The sequence below is a fragment of the Spirulina sp. LEGE 11439 genome (assembly GCF_059821285.1).
In genome coordinates this window covers 1-21603 of sequence record NZ_JCAMRX010000036.1, presented here as the reverse complement: position 1 = coordinate 21603, position 21603 = coordinate 1, and the positions used below count along the sequence as shown (strand labels likewise).

The following is a 21603-nucleotide window of genomic DNA, read 5'->3' as shown; positions in this document are numbered from 1 at the left end:
CACGATAGATCTATTCTGAATGATTGGCCGAGTCAATCATAATTTAATCCCCTGTCCCAACGATCGCAAAAGCCGCCCAGTTTTTCGGGTTGGGAAATTGCTCTCGGGTTGCGAGCATGGCTTGTCGTAAGGCTTCTGCTTTACTCATGCCTCCTTGCCAACTGCGATAAAATTCTGTCATGAAAATAGCAGTTGCTGCATCGGGAATCGGCCATAGAGAGATAACGAGATTAGCCGCCCCTGCTCCCAAAAAAGCCCGCGCTAAGCCAATTACGCCATCGCCATCGCTTAATTCTCCTCGTCCCGTATCGCAGGCACTTAAAACCACCAATTCGGCATCGATATCGAGGTTGGCAATTTCTCGAGCTGTCAAGAAGCCGTCATCATCCTCGGTGGGTGCAAAAGCCAATGAGCCGAGCAAGCCGGAATAGTCAAGAATTCCATGAGTGGCAATGTGAATAATGCCTGCATCTTTCATCTGGGCGATCGCTTTGGCTTCAGTAGCGGTAGAGCCGATGAGAGGGCGCACGTTAAACATTTGCGCGATCGCTTTGGCTTCTTCTTCAGCACCGGGCAAACTGATGAGAGGTTGAGGGGGAAGATCGGGAGTTCTCGGTAAAGTGGGCATATCGGGGTTGCCAACAATCAAGGCTTTTTGATTGGGAGTCAAGCGGTTTTGAGTTTGCCGCGAAAGGGATAATACTTGGATGGAGGGAGCCGTAAGAATGGTATGTTTTTCGACTAATGATTGACCTTCAGCATTAACGAGGGCGGGAAAAGGAACGTAGAAGAGAATATCTTGGGGAATAAAAGTAACGCGATCGCTCGGATCGGTGGGTAAAAATTCGGCAATGGGTTCGATGAGAACTCGATACAGTTTTTGCAGGGAAACTTGCAGACGGCGAGTGAGTTGCTTGCTCGAAGAGATCGCCCCTCGAGCCGTCCGGACTAATTTAACGAGATCTTCTTCGAGGGTCACTTCTCGCCAATGCACTTCTCCAGTGGGTTTCACGACCCAAATATACAATTTTTTAGCAAGATTATCAGAGGTGTTGCGACCAATGGGATTAACAAAATATTTGTTGTATTCAAAAATAACGCTGTATTCAACAATGGTTGTTTGTTCGGCTTTCGCGATCGCTTTAATTTCTGCAATATTGGGTGGGGAAATATCTCGTACAAGATGGGGAGAATCTTGCAAGCGAGTGGCGATCAATTGCGAAAAAGCCCGAGCGCGTCCGCTTTCAGAAGCTTCTAGTGCTGCTTCTACGCGATTTTGCTTGAGTAAAACTTCTTGCAATAAACTGTAAGTATCGGTGAAAGCGGCCTGACCCCAAATGTTAATAATATCGGTGGGTAGCCTGCTTGAATTCGCATCCTGAAAGTATTGCTTGTACCAAATATCGTATTCATCAAGGGCTAATTGTAAACTTTTTTCTGCTTCTTGAATGCGATTGAAACGTAAGAGCAGAAAAGCTAGTTTTTCTCGGGCTGTGGGAATTGCTGAAAAGAGAGATGAATTATTGGCTCGGATGTAATCGAGGTAGCGATCTAAGGCTTTTTGTTGGGTTTCTAAGGCTTTGGCGATATCTCCCTGCCAGAAAAAATTACTGCTTAAGGCATCGAGGCTGCTGGCTTCATCGATCGCTGAGGAAATGTCTCGGGCGATCGCGATTCTTTGCTGATAAGTCGCGATCGCTTTTTCGTAGTCTCTCGCTGCCGTGTGAATGATGGCTCGATCTTTGAGAACGCTTAATTCCCATTGCTTTTGGATTTTGCTGTCTACCCCAAGTTCTGCGGCTAAAGTGCGAAATATTGCGGCCAGGCGATCGGTTGATGCAAGGGCGGCGGTAAAATCTTGATTTAATCGCTGAGCATTGGCAAGATGAGCCAAGTAACCCGGAAGTGAGGAGGAGTCGGAAAGGGTTTCTCTGAGGGCGATCGCTTGTTTCAAGTAATCGATCGCGCGGGGAAAATAGGGTTCTCTGGCATGAATTTGCCCCAAAAAAAAGAGAGCTTCGGCTTGTTCTTCGATATTATTGGTTTGTTTGGCCAGTTGTAAATATTCTTGCCAAACATCAACGGAATCGGCAAATGTCGCATCGCCAAGATAACCAAAATAGGAAGTTCCTAAAATATTTAAAACAATTTTGCGACTTTCTATATCTGTTGCGGCTGCGAGTTCTGCTTCTAAGAAATTTAATCCTTGAATATCTCCCAGTTTGACATGAACTGTGGCTAATTGTTGGAGACTGCCATATTCTAAATGGCGATCGCCGAGTTCTCGAGATAGTTGGAGCGCTCGGGTAAATAGTTTTTTAGCTTCTCTAAAATTACCGATATATAAATAAGCATCTCCGCCACCATATAAAGCAAAGAGTTCGCTTTCTTTGCCTTCTTGTTGTGCTGTTTCAAGATCGGCTGGAAATGTTTCTAGGGTTGTGCGAGCGCGTTCGAGCCTGATATTATCGATTTCTTCTGCGAGAAGAGAAAAAGGGGTCAAGCAAATTGCGATCGCGCCTAAACCGGTCAGAAAATGACGCGCGATCGCTTTGATTGAGAATTGAGAATTTTTCATTGAGAATTGTCGATCGCTTCTTGTAAATGTTTGCGTAAAATCGCAGGCGAAAGGGCAGTTTGTAGATGCTCCCAAGGCAAAACTCGATCGGGTTTCCAATCCTGATGAACGTAATAGTCAAAAGAGGGAAGTTTGCCTCGCAATTCTTTAAAGGCTCGTTTATAACTTCCTACAGAATCGCCATAATGCCGAGTCAGTTCTAATAATGGGGTAAGCCTGCGATCGCCTCGAGAAATCAAGGCTTGAATCAGAGACCAATTATAACTTTCTGGGCGAAACTCCATCCCATTTGATTTTAACTGTTTCTGTAAATATTTTAAGCGTTTTTGTGCCTCGGGATTGACTCCCAACCATTGAAAGGGCGTATGTGCTTTGGGAACAAAAGTGCTACAGCCCAAGGTCAATCGCAATCCGGGGACGGCTTTTTTTAATGTTTTCATCATTTGGGCAGTTTCTTCGATATCTGCTGTATTTTCTCCCGGTATTCCCACCATTCCATAGAGTTTCATGGCTTTTAGTCCACCGGCTTTAGCATGAATTGCAGCTTGCACGATTTCATCATTTTGCAACTTTTTGTTCACAATTCTTCGCACTTTTTCTGAGCCACTTTCAACGGCAATCGTAAGCGATCGCGTATCTCGTTTGGCTAAAGTTCGGGCTAATTTTTCTGTAACGGTATTGGTGCGAACTGAGGCAATACTGAGGCGAACGTTGTCATATTGCGGCTGTGCGATATAATCTAATAAGCGATCGAATTCCGGGTGTTGGGTAACAGATGCGCCTAATAAACCGATGCGATCGGTAACTTTTAATCCTCGTTCGATCGCCGGAATTAAAGACTCTTCAATACTTGCTGTCCGAAAAGGTAAAGTTAGATAGCTTGCTAAACAAAAACGGCACATTTCCGGACAACTTCGCACTACTTCTACCATATAAATATTCTCCCATGCTGCTTTCGGGGTCACAACAGTAGAAGCGGCTAACGTATTACTGCGATAAGTTTGCTTTTGAATAGTTGTAGGAATATCAATATCTACAGGCAAAATAGACTCGATTTCTCCTTCGATATCCCGATAGCAAACTTCATATAAACTGGGAATATAAATGCCCGGAATTGTTGCTAAATGTTTTAATTGAGTTTTGCGATCGCTTTGACGAACTTCTTGATAAGCGGCAATAAAGCGATCGAGAAGTTCTTCACCATCTCCTAGCAGAATGATATCAAAAAAGTCGGCAAAAGGTTCGGGATTTGCGGTTAAAACAGAACCGCCACCAAAAATAAGAGGATGTTTTTCTTCTCTCTCTCGACTGCGAAGGGGAATTTGCAAAGATTCTAATAAATTTAAAATATTAATATAATCGAGTTCCCAAGATACGGAAAATCCTAAAAATTCGGGATTTCGCGGTAAAGATTCGCCAATATCCGTAAAAAGTCGGCTGACTGCTACATCTGGATTTAAAGCAAATGTAGACCAAACAATCTGATAGCCCAAACTGGAAATCCCAATCGTATATTCATTGGGAAAGGCAAAAATCAAAGAGATCGGATTTGTATTTTTAGGTACGGGAGTAAATAAATATTTCTCTTCTGGGAAAATTATCATTCTTGTTCTGAGGTAGGATAGCTTAAGAAACTGTGCCAGTTGCAGCGATTGAGTTGAATAGCGAGAAAAAAGTTGAAATTGAGAATTTAGCGATCGTGCAATTTGCTACTCTGGATGTTTTCGAGGTGAATTTGTAATTTTCTTCTATCTAGCGTAACAGATTGTCTAGAGGAATTCTGAATAATGTGTCGTGCTGCTTCAGCAATCTGCATTTCGTCGGTAATATCCATCGCTTGACTTGTAAAGCGAATAATTGAGACGCAGTATCCCGATCGCGATAAGTTGCGTAAATTTTGGCGATACATGGATATTGTAAAAGCTGAGTGACAAATCCCAAACCGATTCCTTGACTTGCTCCTGCGATCGCGACGTGCAAGCGATCGATTTCTGTGAAAATAGTCATTGTTTCTCATATTCTTTAAATATATTTAATCAATTAGGAAAATTGCAAAACAAAATTAGCACTCTCCGTTTTTGAGTGCTAAGAAAATCCTGAAATTTTCTTTTGAGAATAGATAAATAAATTAGCACTCTAACCTTAAGAGTGCTAATTCAAAACAAGTCCAAAAAATCAATAAATGTTACATTTTATACCTACAAAATGAAAAAAGACTTTAAAATAGAGACAAATCAAATAACGAGTTAACCCTTCTTTATCATGCCTTATTCGTTTGATATCATTGGTGTTAGTCCAGTCATCCAATTTTTTCAATATCAACAACAAGTCGAACAGACTCGCGATCGGGCTAAAGCCTATTTAGGAAGTTATGATTGTACATTAGATAGCTTCATCAATTCTACTGAAATGGTTTGGCAAAAACCGGATTGGAATTGGGATAATGTTGTTAGTGAGATTGTTAATTTTTGGCTCGATCATGAAGACAAAATCAAAAGATGGAAACTCGAACTCGATAAACTGGAAGGAAATAACTTAATTGTTGCAAGAGTTGCTAATATTGAGCGCCTGCGATCGGAATTTGAATCTCTTTTTTAAGAGTTATTAATTTAGTTGTTGTCATGTGTTCATTATTCACTTTTCATTGCTCAAAGGCTTTGCCAAATACGAATAATTTTATTTGCACTACTGCTAATTAAAATTTTTCCTTCTGGATGAAAAGCAAGAGATAAAATATCCGAGGAATCTTCTTTGATTTTGACAATTTTTTTGCCTGTTTTAACGTGCCAAAGAATAATAATACCATTCCAACTTCCAGTAGCAAGAATTTCACCATCAGGACTAAAAGCGAGACAAGAAATACAATCGCCGTGACCGAGTAAAGTCAAAGGAACTTCTTTTGTATCTAAAGACCATAATCTTATTGTACAATCATATCCTCCCGTTGCCAAGAATTTGCCATCGGGACTAAAAGCTACAGTTAAAATAGCAGAATTCATCTTCAGCGATCGCACTAATTTTCCGGTTTGAATTTGTCGCAAACGTACATTATGTTCGAGTCCTCCACTAGCAAATATTTTACCATTAGGACTCAGAGCTAGCGCATTAATTTTTTCACCATATCCTTTCAATGTATCGAGTTCTTTTCCTGTATCAATATCCCAAAGTCTCACAGTTCGATCCCAACTTCCACTCGCAATAATTTGACTGTTATGATTAAATGTAACACAGGAAACTACATCAAAATGACCGGAAAAGAGTCCTCCAAAAGTGCGAATAAGATGACCTTTTTTGAGATTCCAAAGTTTAATTGTTTTGTCGCTACTGACACTAGCCAGAATTACGCCATCAGAACTAATCGCTAGATCTTTAACTTCCCCAGAATGTCCTTTTAAAGTTTTAATCAGTTGATTCGATCGCATTGTCCAGAGCTTAATTGTTTTATCACTACTACCACTGGCAAAAAATTCTCCTTTCGGATCGATCGCGATTGCATTTACTCTCCCACGATGTTTTTTAATAATATTAGTTTGTTGCCAAACAAGTTTACTAAAACTAGCAGGTTCAGTAATAAAAGGTTCGGTAATAGCAGGTTCGGTAATAGCAGGTTCGGAAATGGGAGGTTCGGGAATAGGAGGTTCGGGAATAGGAGGTTCGGGAATAGGAGGTTCAGGAATAGGAGACTTAGGAGAAGATTGCGGTTTAGAAGATTTATTTTTTGGTGCTTTAGGTGATTTTCCTGTCAATTCGGCTATTTTTTCAAAATCAGATTTTGCTCGATTTTCATATCCTAATTTTTCATTGAGAAAGGCGCGATATTGATAGGCTTTAAGATAGTCGGGTTTGAGTCGAATTGCACGAGAAAAGTCAGCTAAAGCATCTTCATACGCTTCAATTCCTGCATTGTCTATACCGCGATTGTAGTAAAATTCTGGACTGGTGGGATGAGCTTTAATTCCTGTTGAATCAGGATATTGTTTTGTATCTAATTGAACTATTCTTAAGCGTTCGTAAGCCTCAGTAATGCGTCTAAAATTTTCTGCTGCTTCTTGTTGATAATGAGGTGCATCGATAAAACGATCCGGATGCCAAATTTTTGCCAGCCTGCGATAAGCCTGTTTGATCTGCTCGAGGGATGCACCGGGTTGAAGTTCGAGGATTTCGTAATCGCGATCGAGATTACTCATAGTAAGCGACACCTTAAGTTAATTTTAGGATACCCTATAAGTAATTCAAAATTAAGCAATTTCAACAAAATATAGAGGAATTTCGCGATCGCATCCTCGTCATTAAAATCTAAGTCATTAAAATCTAAACTTTTCTTGGAAACAAGCATCTCCCAACATGACTTTAATACTAAACATATCGCCGCGATCGCATTTTAATCCGCATTGAATGATATTGTCTGCCTGACGCGATACGACGCGATCGAAAATTTGACCGTCTTTATCCAAAATTTCTAATTGTAAATCTACGGGTAAACAATCTTGCGAATTTAGGGAAGTAATCCGAAAATGAACCTGTACTTTACTATCTTTATCTGGAACAAGAGTCACAATTAAAGCCATTAAATGAATATCAAATTTAATCCCAAAATCAATAAGTTTTGCTCGTCGCACGCCTCCTGAAACATTCTGAGGATCGATTTTTTTCAAAGTTACAGCCGCTTGACGACGAAAATCTGGATCGTTTTCCTGTCGAACAATATCGGTTAATACAGCAATCGCGTCAGCATGTCCTTGTCCTATTTCTCCCAAAAAATTAGTTGCTTGCCAGCGAATTTCTGGTGTCTGATTGGTTTTTAAAAGGTTGACAATTACAGGGATTGTGGAAATAGAGTTTTTCCGATCGCTTGCATTCTTATTTCGGAACGCATAAACTGGTTTCATAGCAGCATCATTTGCAGTTTCGCTAATATTATCTACTATATCTTCTAATATCTGCCAGCCATCTTCAAAAACATCTTTTAACCATTGACTTAAACAAATAATTGACTGAGAATTAAGACGACGTTCGTACAAATCTAAACGCTCGCGATCGCTCGATAATAAAGCTGCCCATGTTAATAGTTCCTTCTCATTTAATTCCAAACGAGGAGAATATGTTGAAATTTGACTCCATTTTGCGATAGAATCTTTTTGCTCTCGCTCTCCTAAATTCGGTAATTTAAGTTCCTCAAGTTTTGCTCGTTCGGGAGGACAAATTTCCCGTGCAACCCACAACACTTCAATATCCTCGATAAGATCGTCTTTATTTAAGTTATAAGTGCGATCGCGACTTTCATAGAAAGCTTTTGCTTTAATTTTTTGATGAGTTGTATAGCCCCAAAATTGCAGCCATTGCTGTTCTAAGTTAACCTCAACAGCCAGATAGTAATCTCCAGCAAGTGTAGGAATATCAACCCATTCCCAAGGGATAGAAAATTCATCTGAACTGACTGTATCTCGAGGCAGGAGAATGAGTCGGCGATCGCCAATTTCAATAGCCGTTCCATTAATAAATTCCCAAAGACTGCTTTTCTTTGTTTTTTCTAGATCGCTAAAACAGATCTTTAATGGTTCATTTTGCAGATCGGGATCGCTATAAATGTATTGAAGAAAACTTTCTAAACAGAGAAGATTGAGATATGCAGTCCAACGAGAAGACTGATTAGAATAGTTTTGAACTTGTGTCCAAGCTCGATCTCGTTCTTCTGAGGAAAATCCAAGCCAAAGGCGATCGGGAAAAATTTCAATAAGTTGTTCGAGAGTAAAAGACATGATTTTGTATTCCTTGAAATTTGAAGGTTTAATTAATATTTTCTTGCAAAAAAGTATCGAGATCGTCTGCAACTTTGCTAAGGTTCTTGCTGTTTAAATTTAATCTTTGAGAAATAGACTGGGAAAATTTAATTTTCAGCATTGGATCGGAACGATTGCCAGAGATCGGTAAATGACGAGAAATAGTGCGATCGAATTCTGGTAACAGAGATTTGAAAAAATTCCGAGATTGTTTGGCGAGAACTTCTTCCATTTGTTCTTTGACACATTCGATCGCGTCACTATTCAGATTGCGATCGCTAAAATGTTTTTGAATTCTTTGGCTGAATTCTTTCAGCATTAATTGGCGTGCTTTTTTAAGTCTCCGGCTAACAGTATACTGAGGCAGATCGATAACAAGCCCAATTTGCGTTTGATTTAAGTTTAGCCCTTGCCATAACACGAGCAAGGTTTTATTTTCCGATGATAAGCTCTCAAAAGAAGCCCGAACGAGCGTTGCTATTTCATCTTGTTCTTCTTCTCGAGCAATGGAGTTTAAAGGAATATTTTCAACCCATTCGTTTCTATTCATAAAAACTTCATCCCAGCGATCGCGATCGTTCTCAATATTTAAAACTCCATCAGGATAATACAGTTTCAATTTGCGATGATTTTGCATCGCTTTAATACAAGTTTGCAGCATTTGTTCGATTTGTTGTTCCTTGACAACCGCCTCAGAAGAGGCTAGAGATAAATAGTGATTTTGGTAAAGATGGGCGAGATCTTGAAGTTCTTGAAAATTTGGAGGCGGTGAAGCGCGATCGCTACGTTTTCGATCGGGTTTGCAAATTTCTTTAAAACAATGCCAAACAAAAAGATATTGTTCGATTTTGGTTTCATCAATGTGGCTCTGTAAGGCAACTTTAAGTTCTTTGAAGGTGGTATCATATCGGAGAATCCCCCAATCCTTATATTTACCGAGGATACTTTCTTGATTGTATTTATACAATTCATCTTTAACTTTGCGTTCTAGGACAGCTTTAGCAAAAGTTTTAACAAAATAGAGTTTGCCATCTTTATGCCTGCGCTGAAAGTCAAATCCACCGAGTAATTTACAAGGATCGTTCGCATATTGCATTGCAATTTGTAAGTAATCTCGTTCATCGTAACGATGTTGAAAAAATTCGATTTTTTGATACTTTTGCTGTAGACTTCTTGCTACGATATAGCTGCTCCTACAAAGATAAGCAGTTAAGTGTTTTTGAGCATAGATCAGATCGTGAGAATGTTCTGGTGCGATCGCCTCTTGTAGCAGTTGTAAAAAATATCTTGCGCATCTATCTTCCGAAGGGTTATTGTGATTGTCGAGAAAACGTTGCATATTCTTGTGTAATACCGGATGCGATCGCCAACTGAGACGATAGTGGTTTCCGGTATCGTTAAACCAAGGAAAGCGCGAAAAAAGGTGTACGAGTTGTAAGGAGTCATGCACGTTTAGCATCCTCCCGAGAAGCTAAAATCCACATTTGATTGAGTTTTTGAATAGATTGTGGGAGAGTCTATCGTTATTTTGGGAGGATTCGCGAAAGTTTATGCAGGAAAGATAAAAGAATTTTGAATTTGAGGGAGTTTTCGAGAGAGATTGTTACATTTCTTGACATTTTACATATTTGTAAATCGCTTTGAATTTACGTTGCTGTTGATTATGATCGACAATTGGAGCAGGATAACTGCAATATTGTAATTCCAACGGTGGAATTTTTCCCGTTACTAAATACTCTGGATCGAAAGAGCGCAATTCATCCACCCATTGGCGAATATATTCTCCTTCTGGATCGAACTTTTTCGACTGACTGGCAGGATTAAAAATGCGTAATGGTTTTGGATCCATTCCACTTGAAGCACTCCACTGCCATCCCCCATTATTAGAGGCTAGGTCTCCATCCCATAATTTTTGCATAAAATACTTCTCTCCCCAACGCCAATCAATTATTAAATCTTTCGTTAAAAAACTTGCGACAATCATGCGGCATCGGTTGTGCATCCACCCTGTTTCATTCAATTGTCGCATGGCAGCATCAACGATAGGATAACCTGTTTTTCCTTGACACCATGCCTGAAAATAATCCTCGTTATTTTCCCAAGGAAAATCCTGAAACATCTCGCGATACGGACCTTTTGCCAGTTCGGGAAAAAAGTATAAAGCGTGTTGATAAAATTCTCGCCAAACAATTTCTTGTTGCCATTTTTGTACATTTTTTCTTGCTTCATCGCTACGGCAATTCTCGTAAGCAATACGCGTGGCTTGCCAAACTGTACGAATACCGATCGCGCCAAATTTTAACGCCCCACTTAGTCGCGATGTGCCATCGATCGCAGGAAAATCTCGCTGTTCGTTATAATTGAATAAAGCAGAATGACAAAACTCTTCTAATCTCTCTTTTGCTGCTGTTTCTCCCGGTTCTAAAATAAAACCATTTTCCCAAATATAACCTAAATCTTTTGCAGTGGGTAATGAGATTGCCCCGGCTTCTTTAGCGGCTAATTTTTCTGCTTCATTTAATCCTAATAGCGATTCTAAAGGCTGAGAGGGTTCTTGTTTTCTCTGTTGGCTGGAATTCTTCCAAAAGGGGGTATAAACTGTATAAGGCTGTCCTGCTCTTGTTTGAATTGTACCGGGTGCGTGTAACAATTTATCCCAATAGGTTTGAACTTCAATTCCCTGAGATTCTAATGCTTGCTTAACTTTGCGATCGCGTTCTCGCGAATAGGGTTCGATATCTAAAGTCCAAAAAACTTTTTCACAATTTAAAGCTGCTGCGAGTCTAGAAATCCCGCGATCGGGTTCATCGTAAATAATAAGAAGTTGACTGCCAAGTTTTTGATAATTTGCCTGTAATTCCTGCAAACAACCGATCATATAAGTCACTCGCGCTGGTGCAATATTATCCCCTTTGAGAATATTCGGATCGAGACAAAAAACGCCGATAATTTTACGGCTTAATTCTCGAGCGGCACTCAATCCCAAATTATCCTCAATCCGCAGATCGCAACGATGCCAAAACAAAATATACATAGTTTGCTAACAACCAATAACAAGTAACCAATAACAAGTAAACAATTATTAATTTTCTTCAGATAAACTTTGTTGCATCCATCCTAAATAAAAATGATTGAGTAAATCCGTGCTATCTTTATCTGCGGGTGTAATAGTCGGTTTGACTAAGATATCTGATTGAATATAAGGTTGTCTTTGTTTAATTTCTAAGACTGCCAAACAAGCACGCGGCTGATTATCTTCTGCATCGATCTCAGATTTAGTTAAAGTAATACTTTGCACGACAATTGAATCGATCGCATCGGGATAATCGCTCGGGGTTCGATAGGGGTTGGGTTGAGAATTCTCTGAAAAAGATTTCATCCATGCTTCCGAAGAAAGCATAACAATCATCGGGCAAATATCTCGACCCCATGCTTGATAAAAAATTGAACCCAACTCAGCCAAGATTTGACGACGATTGACAGAATTATTAAAATCTGGTTCGTTGGGAATTTCTAAAAATTGCCAGCGTCCTTCCGAATCTAAAACTTGTAATGTCGGTGGGAAATGTTCGACTTTTTCTTCTTGGCAAAATCCCTGAATAATTTTTAATTCTTGTTCGATCGTGGCCATTAATTCATCATTGGAGATTGTATCGCGATCGAGATTCTCTAACATTTTGACTCCCTCTAATTAAGTTCAGAATTCGGAAGCAGAATATTCTCCCAGATTCCCCATTGACCCATCTTAGCAATACAACTGCGATCGGGGGCTTTTTGAGGGCGATCGAGGAATTCTAATGCCATGATAACAGGACAATTTCCCTGTTCTAGAACGCCATGTCCCAAACCGGGATATTCAAAAACATAGGCATTGCTGAGAAAACGGGCAACATATTCGCCATAGGGTAAAGGGGTAATGGGATCGTATTCTCCATGCAAAATCAAGGTCGGAATAGTGCTGCGAATGGGTTCGTAAACGCTTTGGGGAAGGGATGTTACGGGATAAAGTTGACAAAAATTAGATAGTGTGTTTGAGATAGATAGAATTTCTTTGAGAAAAGATAGTGGGGGGTATAAGGCGAGAAAAGGGATAGGAGGATTAGGGGCGGCGCATATTGTTGCAAAACGCATTCCATTCGCAATAGAAAAGGCTTCTAGGCGACGCTGACGCTGGCGATAGATATTTTTAAAAAGCGTAAAGTCTTCGGCACTCAAATCGTGAATGAGGCGAGGAAGTTGAGGGGCATATTGATGGGCATCGTAGAGAAAATCGCGCACGAAAAATATGAAGTTATCGCTGTTGAGATAATAATGTTCTTGTTCTTCTTCTTCAAGAGGAATTGTTAGAAATTGAGGATCTTGGTACAATTTTTTCAGTAGATTGGTGAGTTTTTGTTCTAAATGCGGATAATTTTGCTGACAGAGACGATCGCGATCGCAGGCTCGAAAAATATTCCTCAAAGCACGACTAAAACTCTCTAATTGATAAGCTCCAATATCAGAGTCAGTAGCAATAGTCGCATCGAGGATAATAGTGCGAAGTCGTTGAGGGTATTGGCGTAAAATATAGAGCGCAAGTTGGGAGGCGTAAGAAGTACCGTAATAGTTAAAGCGATCGTAACCAAGAGTTTGGGCTACGAGGGCAATATCATGAGCGTGTTGCACCATATTAAAGGCATCGAGATTAATTCCTTCACTTTCCCAACGTTCCTTGCATATTGTGGGGAATTCATCGCGATCGCATGGTAAATAGGGTTGAGAATAATAGGCTCCTCGCTGTTCGATGAAAAGGATATCTCGTTGTTTTTGCAAAGGCAATAAAATTCCGTTTGGGGTAAAGCGTCGAATTCTCAGAAAACTGGAGGCACCGGGTCCTCCTTGTTCCATAATCAAGGGAGTTGAGTCGGGTCGATCGCTCGTGCTTTTCAGTAAAACAAAGGCAAGTTTAAAGTGTTTTTCTGGAGTGCGATCGTGAAATTCTGGGACGGTGACGTAACCGCAACTTGCATTTTGTACAGTGGAAGGAATATCAAACTCAGCACAAGTATGAGTTGCGATCGCTTCACTTGCTTGAAGAGGAAATTGTAACAAACAAGTTATTATTGCCGAAATTGAGAAATAATAATTGCAGAATTTAGGAGCTATTTTCATTTTTTGGATTGCGATCGCTTGATGACTATATTGAAAAAATTTTGCATGATTTTAATGCAAAAGATAAATATACGCAAAAACCTTCTTCACCAGATTTTCATTCTTTTTTTCTAGAGTTGGCCTAAAATTTAGTCGTTTATCCCATCACCTGCACATCTACTCGAGAAAACCATGAGATTATCCGAACTTTCTCTGTCCCTATTAGAGTGTCTCGGCTTGGCCTACTGGATCGAAATCAGAACAGATGCACCTGAATGCTTGTATTATTTTGGACCTTTTACCCATGCAGGAGAAGCCCAGAAAAATTTACCCGGATATCTTGAAGATTTAGAACGAGAAGGGGCCAGCAACATTAAATATGCGATCGCGCAATGCAAACCCAAAAACTTAACTGTTTTTGAGGAAGACTCCTCCAAGCGATCGCCAACGTCCCCCTCTTTCGCCTAATCCCACTCCCCCATCGGGAAAGAGCGGGATCGCAAAGCGTATGATAAGGTGTAAGGGCGACCTCGCCCTTGTCCCGTCAAACGCTAAGAAGAAAATGCACGAATCGTTCAAACGTCTTTCCAACGCGGTACGGAATGCCCTTTGCTACTCGACAAATCTCCTCTACGAACGACTCGAGGAAGCTTTGCAACAGGGTACAAAAGTTCGCATTGAGACTAATAACGATAGTTTTGCTGGCGTTCCCATTCATTTGGATTGGGAGTTTGTTGAACTCCTTGCTCTGTCTACCTCTGACGAAGAAGAAGTGGAGGATAAGGCGTATCGTCGCACCACATGGTTAGTTCGCTTATCGGCGATCGAAGCCGTTGCCTATTTTAACGAACGGTGGTCAAAGGAACGCTTCGAGAATTTGCTGGCTGGCGAAGAAGCAGATAGTCAATAGGTTAGTTATTGGTTATTGGTTATTGGGATTCAAACAGCAACTAATCACTAACAATTAATCTGGTTCTACCCAACGTCCATCGGCTTTAATCAAATTAATCAATTCTTCTACGCCTTGATCTTCAGGAACGCGCTTAATTTCTTCCCGACCACGATAGAGAGCAATAGACCCTGCTTGTTTGCCCACATAGCCATAGTCAGCATCAGCCATCTCCCCCGGACCGTTGACAATACAGCCCATGACAGCAATATCTAGACCCGTGAGGTGCTTCGTGGCTGCGCGAACTTTATCTAAGACGCTTTCTAGATTGAATAGCGTGCGTCCGCAAGATGGACAGGCGACGTATTCAACCATGGTTTTCCGCAATCCCAAGGCTTGCAGAATGCTGTAACACACCGGAATTTCTTTTTCGGGGGCTTCGGTTAAAGAAACGCGAATGGTATCGCCGATTCCTTCGGCCAAAAGAGTGCCGATCCCGGCTGTGGATTTAATCCGTCCGTATTCTCCATCTCCTGCTTCTGTCACGCCTAAATGCAGGGGATAATCCATTCCTAATGCGTTCATGCGCTGCACCATGAGACGATAGGCGGCCAGCATAACGGGAACGCGGGAGGCTTTCAGGGAAATAACCAAATTATAGTAATTCAGGGATTCGCAGATCCGGATAAACTCGAGGGCAGATTCTACCATCCCTTCCGGGGTGTCCCCATAGGTAAATAGCATCCGTTCGGCCAGAGAACCGTGATTAACCCCGATCCGCATCGCCTTATTTTGGTCGCGCAGACCGATCACTAATGGCTCGAGGGTTTCTCGAATGCGATCGCCAATATCTGCAAATTCTATCTCGGTATATTCGTTGCGATCGGCTTTCGGTTTTTCAAAAACGTATAATCCTGGATTAATCCTAACTTTATCAACGTGTTTGGCAACTTCAAGGGCAATTTTCATACCGTTGTGGTGAACGTCAGCCACGAGAGGAACCGGTTGATAAGTCGCAAGCAGTTTTTGCTTAATTTCCGTTAAGGCTTTCGCATGAGCCATACTGGGAACGGTAACACGGACGATTTCGCAACCAATTTCATGCAGGCGGCGAATGGCAGCAACCGAACCGTCAATATCGAGGGTATCCTCGTTGATCATGGATTGCACGACCACAGGATGACCGCCACCAATGATGACATCGCCGACGGGAACAGAGCGGGTTTTACGTCGATGAATGGCAGTATCAGTCAGCACGGGAGATGCAGCGACTTTGGGGGAATCGAGAGTTTGCATAACGGCTCGCGAACTAGGGTAGCGAAATGATCTTCATTTGTTATCATACCGCCGAGATGCTCCCCATCTATGACTAATTCGCAACAGGGCGATTGATGCAATATTTTTGTTCTTTCCGTAATTCTCCTGATTTTCGCTCCATTTTTACAAAAATTTTTGATTTTGCCTTCTGATAAAATGGAGTTATAATCTTATGTTAATTCAACTTAAGAGTTAACGATAAATTGTGAGTCCAACAATCGAGATCGATCGAGCAAGTGAAGTAACGCGATCGCAAAAAAATTTGGGGATAATTCTATTATGATACAAAAAAGTCTCATTCAATCTTCCAGTTAAAACCCACTTTAGATCCCAATGGATAAAGCGACAACAAAAACTTATAAAGGCAATATTGTTATTGTTGACGATAACCCAAATAATTTACGGTTATTGGATAATTTATTAAGTCGGAGTGGTTACAAGGTTCGCCCTGTTTCTACAGGAAAGCTAGCTGTCTCGACAACAAAAATACATCCTCCCGATCTCATTTTGTTGGATATTAATATGCCAGAAATGGATGGTTATTCAGTTTGTCAACAATTAAAGCAAGATATCAGGACGAGTGACATACCTATTATTTTTATTAGTGCTTTAAATGAAGCTTTCAGTCGAATTAAGGGTTTTGAAGTAGGGGGAGTTGACTATATTACCAAGCCGTTTGAATTTAGAGAAGTTTTAGTGCGCGTGTCAACCCACATTCAACTCTATAAATTCCAGCAAAAATTACAAAAGGTCAACTCGATACAAAGTCAGGAGCTTATTAAAAAAAATCAACAACTGCAACAGACTAATAGCGAACTCGAGAGCCTTAATCAAGTTCTTAATTTGAAAGTCGCAGAACTTCAACAAACACAACTTCAGTTAGTGCAAGCCGAAAAGATGTCTGTATTGGGGCAGTTGGTTGCTGGCATCGCCCATGAAATCAATAATCCTTTAGGGTTTTTACATGGTAATTTAAAACATGGTCAAGAATATTTACAGCATTTACAAAAACATTTACAATTATACAAAAATGAGTTAAACAATCCCAGTTTTGAAATTCAAGAGCATGCTGAAGAAATCGATCTTGATTATTTATTAAAAGATTTTCCTAAACTATTTGATGCTATGAATCGAGGCGTAGAACGTCTTGATGCAATTAGCGAATCTCTCCGCATTTTTTCTCGGAAAGATATCAAGTTCAAGGTGGATTTTGATATTCACCAAGGAATCGAGAGTACGCTAACTATTTTAAAACATCGCCTCAAAGGAGATCGAGAAGGTTCGGAAATTCAAATCATTCAAGAATATGGCGATATTCCTTTGTTGCAATGTTTCCCGGGGCAACTCAATCAAGTTTTTATGAATATTTTATGCAATGCGATTGATGCTTTAGAGGAAGACAAAAATCGAGAAAAAAAGCAAATTGCGATCGCAACAGATATAAGAGAAGATTCTGAAATTGGTAAAGTTATTCGGATTCGGATTCGCGATAATGGTGTTGGGATTGAAGAAGAGATTCAAAAACAGATTTTTGAATATTTGTTTACAACAAAAGCAGTGGGTAAAGGAACGGGTTTGGGGTTAGCTTTGAGCAAACAAATTATTGAAGAAAAACATGGAGGAACGATCGCTTTTCAATCTGAAATAGGCAAGGGTACGGAATTTATTATTTCTTTACCTCTTGAACTGAAGGAAATTAACCCACAAGAAACAACACAAATCAGTATGGTTTATTAATATTGTGATGTCAGAAAAAGTTAAATTAACAGAAAACTTTCTTAGAGAAGGACAAAGCGATCGCGGCAGTTGGTCGAAGGCACAATTAGAACTTTTAGGTGTTGGTTATCCCTTGCAATCGGGTTGGAAAGAAGCCTTGATCGGTCGGGAAATCGATTGTACAATAGCAACAGAATTTATCGCTTTGAAAAATAAGCATTTAAAGAAATCTTCTCCTCAAAACAAAGAGGGAAATATTCAACAAAAAGTTGCTAAACAAGTTAAGATTCCGCCTTCCATTTTCTCTAAATCTTCAGATTCATCGCGAAAAGAAGTGATTATTTATACCGACGGAGCCTGCTCGGGAAATCCCGGTGCGGGAGGATGGGGGGCTATTTTAAAATATGGCGAACATTATAAAGAATTATCGGGTTCGGCAGAGGAAACAACAACGAGCAATCGCATGGAAATGACAGCAGTTATTGAAGCCTTAAATGCTTTAAAATATCCTTGTTTAGTGTATTTGCATACAGATAGTCAACTCATTGTTAATACCATGACATTAAACTGGAAGCGCAAAGCGAATCGGGATTTATGGTCGGAAATCGATCGCCTCTCTCAAGTTCATCAAGTCGAATGGATTTGGGTGAAAGGACACGCAAGCGATCCTTTAAATAATCGCGTCGATCGCTTAGCGGTTGCAGCATCCAAACAGGCTTTAAATGGGGAGGAAGAATAAGCTACAGTTGAAGCTAAATCGCTGAGGATTAATTCAAAATGGAGATTGTGGGAACGATCGAACGGAAGGATATTGGGACAGGTGCTTGGGCATTAGTGGCAGAGTCGGGGGAAACTTATGAATTGCAGGACGCACCCTCAGAACTCTGTCAAAATGGACTCAAGGTGAAAATTGCCGGACAAATTCGCGAAGATGTGATGACGTTTGCCGCGATCGGTCCGGTTTTGGAGGTGAATTCTTTTGCGATCGCTGAGTAAAAAAAATCCCTAACTCATCTGATGAATTAGGGATTTGCCATCGGGGTGCATCTACCATTACTCTCTTCTTTCCACAGTTGATAGATCGGGAAAGTTTTCTAGAAATTCCTTTCTTGGTACAATTGAACTGAGAAGTATCCTTTTTGCTTGCCGTTGATTTTGATATGCGATCGCTTTCGATAATTTAATTATTATGGGAATCATTCTCTAGTTATGAAGTATGAAGATTAAACGGTTTGCCTATCACGATAAATATAGAGATTGGAAATTAGAACCGATAGATTTTGACGATCTCGATCTGGTTTTATTGGTCGGTGTTTCAGGAGTAGGTAAAACTAAGATTTTAGATGCGATCGCTAACTTAAAAAAGATCGCAAGCGGTATTTCTTGCAATGGCATACAGTGGGATATTACTTTTGAAGCCGAAAATGGCAATGAATATCGTTGGTGTGGAGAATTTGAGATTCAGGACAATAATAAAGCTTATATTCTCAGTGAAGAAAGCGAACAGAGGTTATTCTCTGGAGTTGATTATCAAATTCTCGATGAGTTTATCTATGTCCAACAAGAATTAATTCTGGAAAGGCATTTACATAAAATTATCGCTCCTACAATTGATAATAGTATATCTTTTCCTGTTGCACGAAGCCTGTTATCTTTGTCCTCGCTAAAGAAAGAAGCAATACAACAAATTGAAAGAGAAATTAAAAAGATTTTCGCACAAAAAACAAGTCAATCTATTCTATCTGAACCATTTTTATATAGTTACAAAATAATAGACTTATATTTCAACAATCCTCAAGCTTTTGTAAGAATCAAAAATATTTTTAGAGAAATCTTTTTTCAAATAGAAGATATTAAAATAGAAGAATTAACAGATTTCAATCCTATAAATACTGATAAACGTTATGCACTTCAATTTAAAGAAAGAGGTAATAAAAAATGGATATTTATAGATTCGCTATCTTCAGGAATGTTAAAAGCATTAAGTTATGTTACCGAGCTTTGTCTTGTGTCCGAACATAGTACAATATTAATTGATGAGGTTGAAAATAGTTTCGGGGTTAATTGTCTAAGTTCTATAATAGAAGAATTAAACATTGCTCATGACAATCTACAATTTATTCTCACCAGCCATCATCCTTATATTATTAATAATATTGATATGAAATCTTGGCGAATTGTTACTCGTCGAGGTGGAGTTGTCACCGTGAGAAATGCAAAAGATTTAGATTTAGGTCATTCTAAACATGATGCTTTTATGCAGTTGATTAACTCAGACGAGTATGCAGAAGGAATTGAAGTGGAGGGATTTGAGTCAATATGAATTTGTATTTTTTGGTTGAAGGACGTACAGAAAAAATAATTTATTCTCGCTGGTTATCTTATTTACTACCACAACTCAAGCGAGTCAAGAACTTTAATAAAGTAACCCAAAAAAGTTATTATATATTTAGTGCAGATGGTTATCCTCGTATTAAGAATCGAACGCTTCCTAATGCGATCGCAGATATTAACGCCAATGGAACATACAATTATCTCGTGGTTTGTCTCGATGCTGACGAGAATACCGTGGAGGAACGAGAAAAAGAAATCTTTGCAGTTTTAGACGACCATCAATTAACATTGAAAACAGCAAAACTCATCGTCATCGTACAAAATCGGTGCATTGAAACTTGGTTTTTAGGCAATCGAACAATCTTTCGGAAGGATTTTCTCGATGTTCCGCTCCGGAATTATATTCACTATTATAATATCTCAGAAAAAGATCCAGAATTAATGGGACAATATAAAAAATTTAATACTCATTCTCAATTTCATGCAGCATATTTCAAAGAACTTCTCCGAGCCAACCATAAAAATTATTCTAAAGGAAAGCCTAGCGATGTTCAAGAAAAATTTTATTTAGAACAATTACAGTTGAGAATTCAACAATGCCCCAAACACTTAAAAACTTTTGGGAAATTTATCGAGTTTTGCGATCGCGTCAAAACAAACCTTTAACTTGTAAGTTAACTCCCTTTTTTGGTATATTCGATGCCGTAGCATTAAAGTTTAAGACTTAACCATGATATTCAAAGGCCGAATGCTCCTCGCCCATAATTTTGCGTTAACCGATGCAATTGTCCCCGAAATCTCTCGCGACGCATTTACTGCTATTTTTATAGAGGGATTGGGTGCTAACAATGAGATTCACTGTCTCGCTTCAACCCATTCTCATTGGATGGTTGAATTACTCTTCGATCCAGAACAGATAGAACCTCAAAAAGTCGGACAAATTTGTGCAGAAATCTTTGCAGAAACTCGAAAAGCACAAAAAGTATACCCTAAAGACTCTTACCATCTTCTTCTTCTCGCCGGACAGAAACAAACCCCCGTCACCAGTTCCGATCCCAATAGCCTGCAAACGGGACAATGGGGAGTAGATGTTGTCGAAACCGAATCAATTGCTGATTTTCTTGCCTCAATTAATTGGCAGGAAGAAAACGATCGCAAACCCACGATTTTCCGAGTTGAAGTCCAAGTCTAACGCTACCCGTTCCCCCATGTTGAATTTTCAATACTCAACCCTTATCGATGCTTCTGTCAAGACTGTTTGGAATTTTCACGAAAGAGCCGATATTTTGCAAATTTTAACCCCTCCTTGGCAACCCGTAAGGATTATTCGCCGAGAAGGAGGTTTAGATGTGGGGGCAATTTCTGAATTTCGTCTCTTTCTCGGTTTGATTCCCGTCACTTGGGTGGCGCATCATACCCAGTGCAAACCCTATCATTTTTTTACAGACGAACAGATCGAGGGTCCCCTCGTCTCTTGGGTTCATCGTCACCAATTTGACGACGAGGAAGGTAAAACAAGATTAACCGACGCGATCGCTTACGAACTTCCGGGGGGATGGTTGACAGAATTTTTCCTCGGGGGGTGGGTAGAGTCGCGCTTGCGGGAGATGTTTCGCTATCGCCATGAAGTCACGCAACGAGAATGCGAACAGAATACAGTCTCTTAGTTATTGGTTAAATTTATTTTGAAGTTACTTTTCTTTATGAAACGTAAACAAGTTCCTATGTACTTCAGGGATTTTCAGGATCTGCATATCAAGCTCAGATAAATTAAAGTTGATTTTAATTAAAGTTCAGCTAAAGTTATAGCGTTTCTTGAACATATGAGGTACAATATGAGGGAAGAAAAAAATAGTACA

The 21603-nt window shown here is 39.9% G+C and carries 20 protein-coding genes; 10 read left to right on the top strand and 10 right to left on the bottom strand.

All coding sequences use genetic code 11. The annotated features are described in order from the left end of the window. Positions 1 to 43: 43 nt before the first annotated feature. The 3 genes from AC6RV6_RS20595 to AC6RV6_RS20585 form a co-directional block, all read right to left on the bottom strand. Positions 44 to 2578 (bottom strand): CHAT domain-containing protein, encoded by a 2535-nt coding sequence (locus AC6RV6_RS20595; RefSeq protein ID WP_500242754.1) that lies wholly within the window; start codon positions 2576 to 2578, stop codon positions 44 to 46. Then, positions 2575 to 4182, bottom strand: a complete 1608-nt coding sequence (locus tag AC6RV6_RS20590) for a B12-binding domain-containing radical SAM protein (RefSeq protein ID WP_500242753.1) — start codon at positions 4180 to 4182, stop codon at positions 2575 to 2577. Before AC6RV6_RS20590 ends, AC6RV6_RS20595 begins: the two co-directional genes overlap by 4 nt. A gap of 148 nt (positions 4183 to 4330) precedes the next feature. Then, entirely contained in the window at positions 4331 to 4585 is a 255-nt protein-coding gene (locus AC6RV6_RS20585) for a hypothetical protein (protein ID WP_500242752.1), read from the bottom strand. 255 nt (positions 4586 to 4840) lie between these two features. Here AC6RV6_RS20585 and AC6RV6_RS20580 point away from each other — a divergent pair, with 255 nt between their 5' ends. After that, on the top strand, positions 4841 to 5176 hold the full coding sequence (locus tag AC6RV6_RS20580) for a hypothetical protein (protein ID WP_500242751.1): 336 nt from the start codon (positions 4841 to 4843) through the stop codon (positions 5174 to 5176). A 50-nt stretch (positions 5177 to 5226) separates the two neighbouring features. On the opposite strand, the gene AC6RV6_RS20575 is transcribed toward AC6RV6_RS20580, so the two are convergent. The 6 genes from AC6RV6_RS20575 to AC6RV6_RS20550 form a co-directional block, all read right to left on the bottom strand. Then, positions 5227 to 6765, bottom strand: coding sequence for a WD40 domain-containing protein (locus AC6RV6_RS20575; RefSeq protein WP_500242750.1), 1539 nt, complete (start codon positions 6763 to 6765; stop codon positions 5227 to 5229). A gap of 117 nt (positions 6766 to 6882) precedes the next feature. After that, on the bottom strand, positions 6883 to 8337 hold the full coding sequence (locus tag AC6RV6_RS20570; RefSeq protein WP_500242749.1) for a DUF1822 family protein: 1455 nt from the start codon (positions 8335 to 8337) through the stop codon (positions 6883 to 6885). Between the two features lie 28 nt (positions 8338 to 8365). Further along, positions 8366 to 9817 (bottom strand): sigma-70 RNA polymerase sigma factor region 4 domain-containing protein, encoded by a 1452-nt coding sequence (locus tag AC6RV6_RS20565; protein ID WP_500242748.1) that lies wholly within the window; start codon positions 9815 to 9817, stop codon positions 8366 to 8368. A gap of 144 nt (positions 9818 to 9961) precedes the next feature. Next, positions 9962 to 11392 (bottom strand): FAD-binding domain-containing protein, encoded by a 1431-nt coding sequence (locus AC6RV6_RS20560; RefSeq protein ID WP_500242747.1) that lies wholly within the window; start codon positions 11390 to 11392, stop codon positions 9962 to 9964. A gap of 48 nt (positions 11393 to 11440) precedes the next feature. Further along, a complete protein-coding gene (locus tag AC6RV6_RS20555) occupies positions 11441 to 12034 on the bottom strand; it encodes a hypothetical protein (RefSeq protein WP_500242746.1) in 594 nt (197 codons plus the stop codon). Between the two features lie 11 nt (positions 12035 to 12045). Next, the gene (locus AC6RV6_RS20550; protein ID WP_500242745.1) at positions 12046 to 13509 is read right to left on the bottom strand and encodes an alpha/beta fold hydrolase; all 1464 of its coding nucleotides are present in this window, start codon (positions 13507 to 13509) and stop codon (positions 12046 to 12048) included. 171 nt (positions 13510 to 13680) lie between these two features. Here AC6RV6_RS20550 and AC6RV6_RS20545 point away from each other — a divergent pair, with 171 nt between their 5' ends. Both AC6RV6_RS20545 and AC6RV6_RS20540 read left to right on the top strand, forming a co-directional pair. Then, entirely contained in the window at positions 13681 to 13956 is a 276-nt protein-coding gene (locus AC6RV6_RS20545; RefSeq protein ID WP_500242744.1) for a DUF1816 domain-containing protein, read from the top strand. 94 nt (positions 13957 to 14050) lie between these two features. Then, positions 14051 to 14398, top strand: coding sequence for a hypothetical protein (locus tag AC6RV6_RS20540; protein ID WP_500242743.1), 348 nt, complete (start codon positions 14051 to 14053; stop codon positions 14396 to 14398). A 54-nt stretch (positions 14399 to 14452) separates the two neighbouring features. Here AC6RV6_RS20540 and ispG read toward each other — a convergent pair whose 3' ends face one another. Then, positions 14453 to 15673 (bottom strand): (E)-4-hydroxy-3-methylbut-2-enyl-diphosphate synthase, encoded by a 1221-nt coding sequence (gene ispG / locus AC6RV6_RS20535; RefSeq protein WP_500242742.1) that lies wholly within the window; start codon positions 15671 to 15673, stop codon positions 14453 to 14455. 354 nt (positions 15674 to 16027) lie between these two features. Here ispG and AC6RV6_RS20530 point away from each other — a divergent pair, with 354 nt between their 5' ends. The 7 genes from AC6RV6_RS20530 (at position 16028) to AC6RV6_RS20500 (ending at position 21411) form a co-directional block, all read left to right on the top strand. Beyond that, positions 16028 to 17431 carry a hybrid sensor histidine kinase/response regulator gene (locus AC6RV6_RS20530; RefSeq protein ID WP_500242741.1) on the top strand — a complete coding sequence of 468 codons (1404 nt, stop codon included), beginning with the start codon at positions 16028 to 16030 and terminating at the stop codon, positions 17429 to 17431. Between the two features lie 7 nt (positions 17432 to 17438). Beyond that, entirely contained in the window at positions 17439 to 18149 is a 711-nt protein-coding gene (locus AC6RV6_RS20525) for a ribonuclease H family protein (RefSeq protein WP_500242740.1), read from the top strand. A gap of 38 nt (positions 18150 to 18187) precedes the next feature. Continuing rightward, a complete protein-coding gene (locus AC6RV6_RS20520) occupies positions 18188 to 18406 on the top strand; it encodes a hypothetical protein (RefSeq protein WP_500242739.1) in 219 nt (72 codons plus the stop codon). A 220-nt stretch (positions 18407 to 18626) separates the two neighbouring features. After that, on the top strand, positions 18627 to 19733 hold the full coding sequence (locus AC6RV6_RS20515) for an AAA family ATPase (RefSeq protein WP_500242738.1): 1107 nt from the start codon (positions 18627 to 18629) through the stop codon (positions 19731 to 19733). After that, positions 19730 to 20410, top strand: a complete 681-nt coding sequence (locus AC6RV6_RS20510; RefSeq protein ID WP_500242737.1) for a hypothetical protein — start codon at positions 19730 to 19732, stop codon at positions 20408 to 20410. Before AC6RV6_RS20515 ends, AC6RV6_RS20510 begins: the two co-directional genes overlap by 4 nt. Before the next feature lie 64 nt (positions 20411 to 20474). Beyond that, entirely contained in the window at positions 20475 to 20936 is a 462-nt protein-coding gene (locus AC6RV6_RS20505) for a DUF2656 family protein (RefSeq protein ID WP_500242736.1), read from the top strand. Between the two features lie 16 nt (positions 20937 to 20952). Further along, on the top strand, positions 20953 to 21411 hold the full coding sequence (locus AC6RV6_RS20500) for an SRPBCC family protein (RefSeq protein ID WP_500242735.1): 459 nt from the start codon (positions 20953 to 20955) through the stop codon (positions 21409 to 21411). Positions 21412 to 21603: the final 192 nt, after the last annotated feature.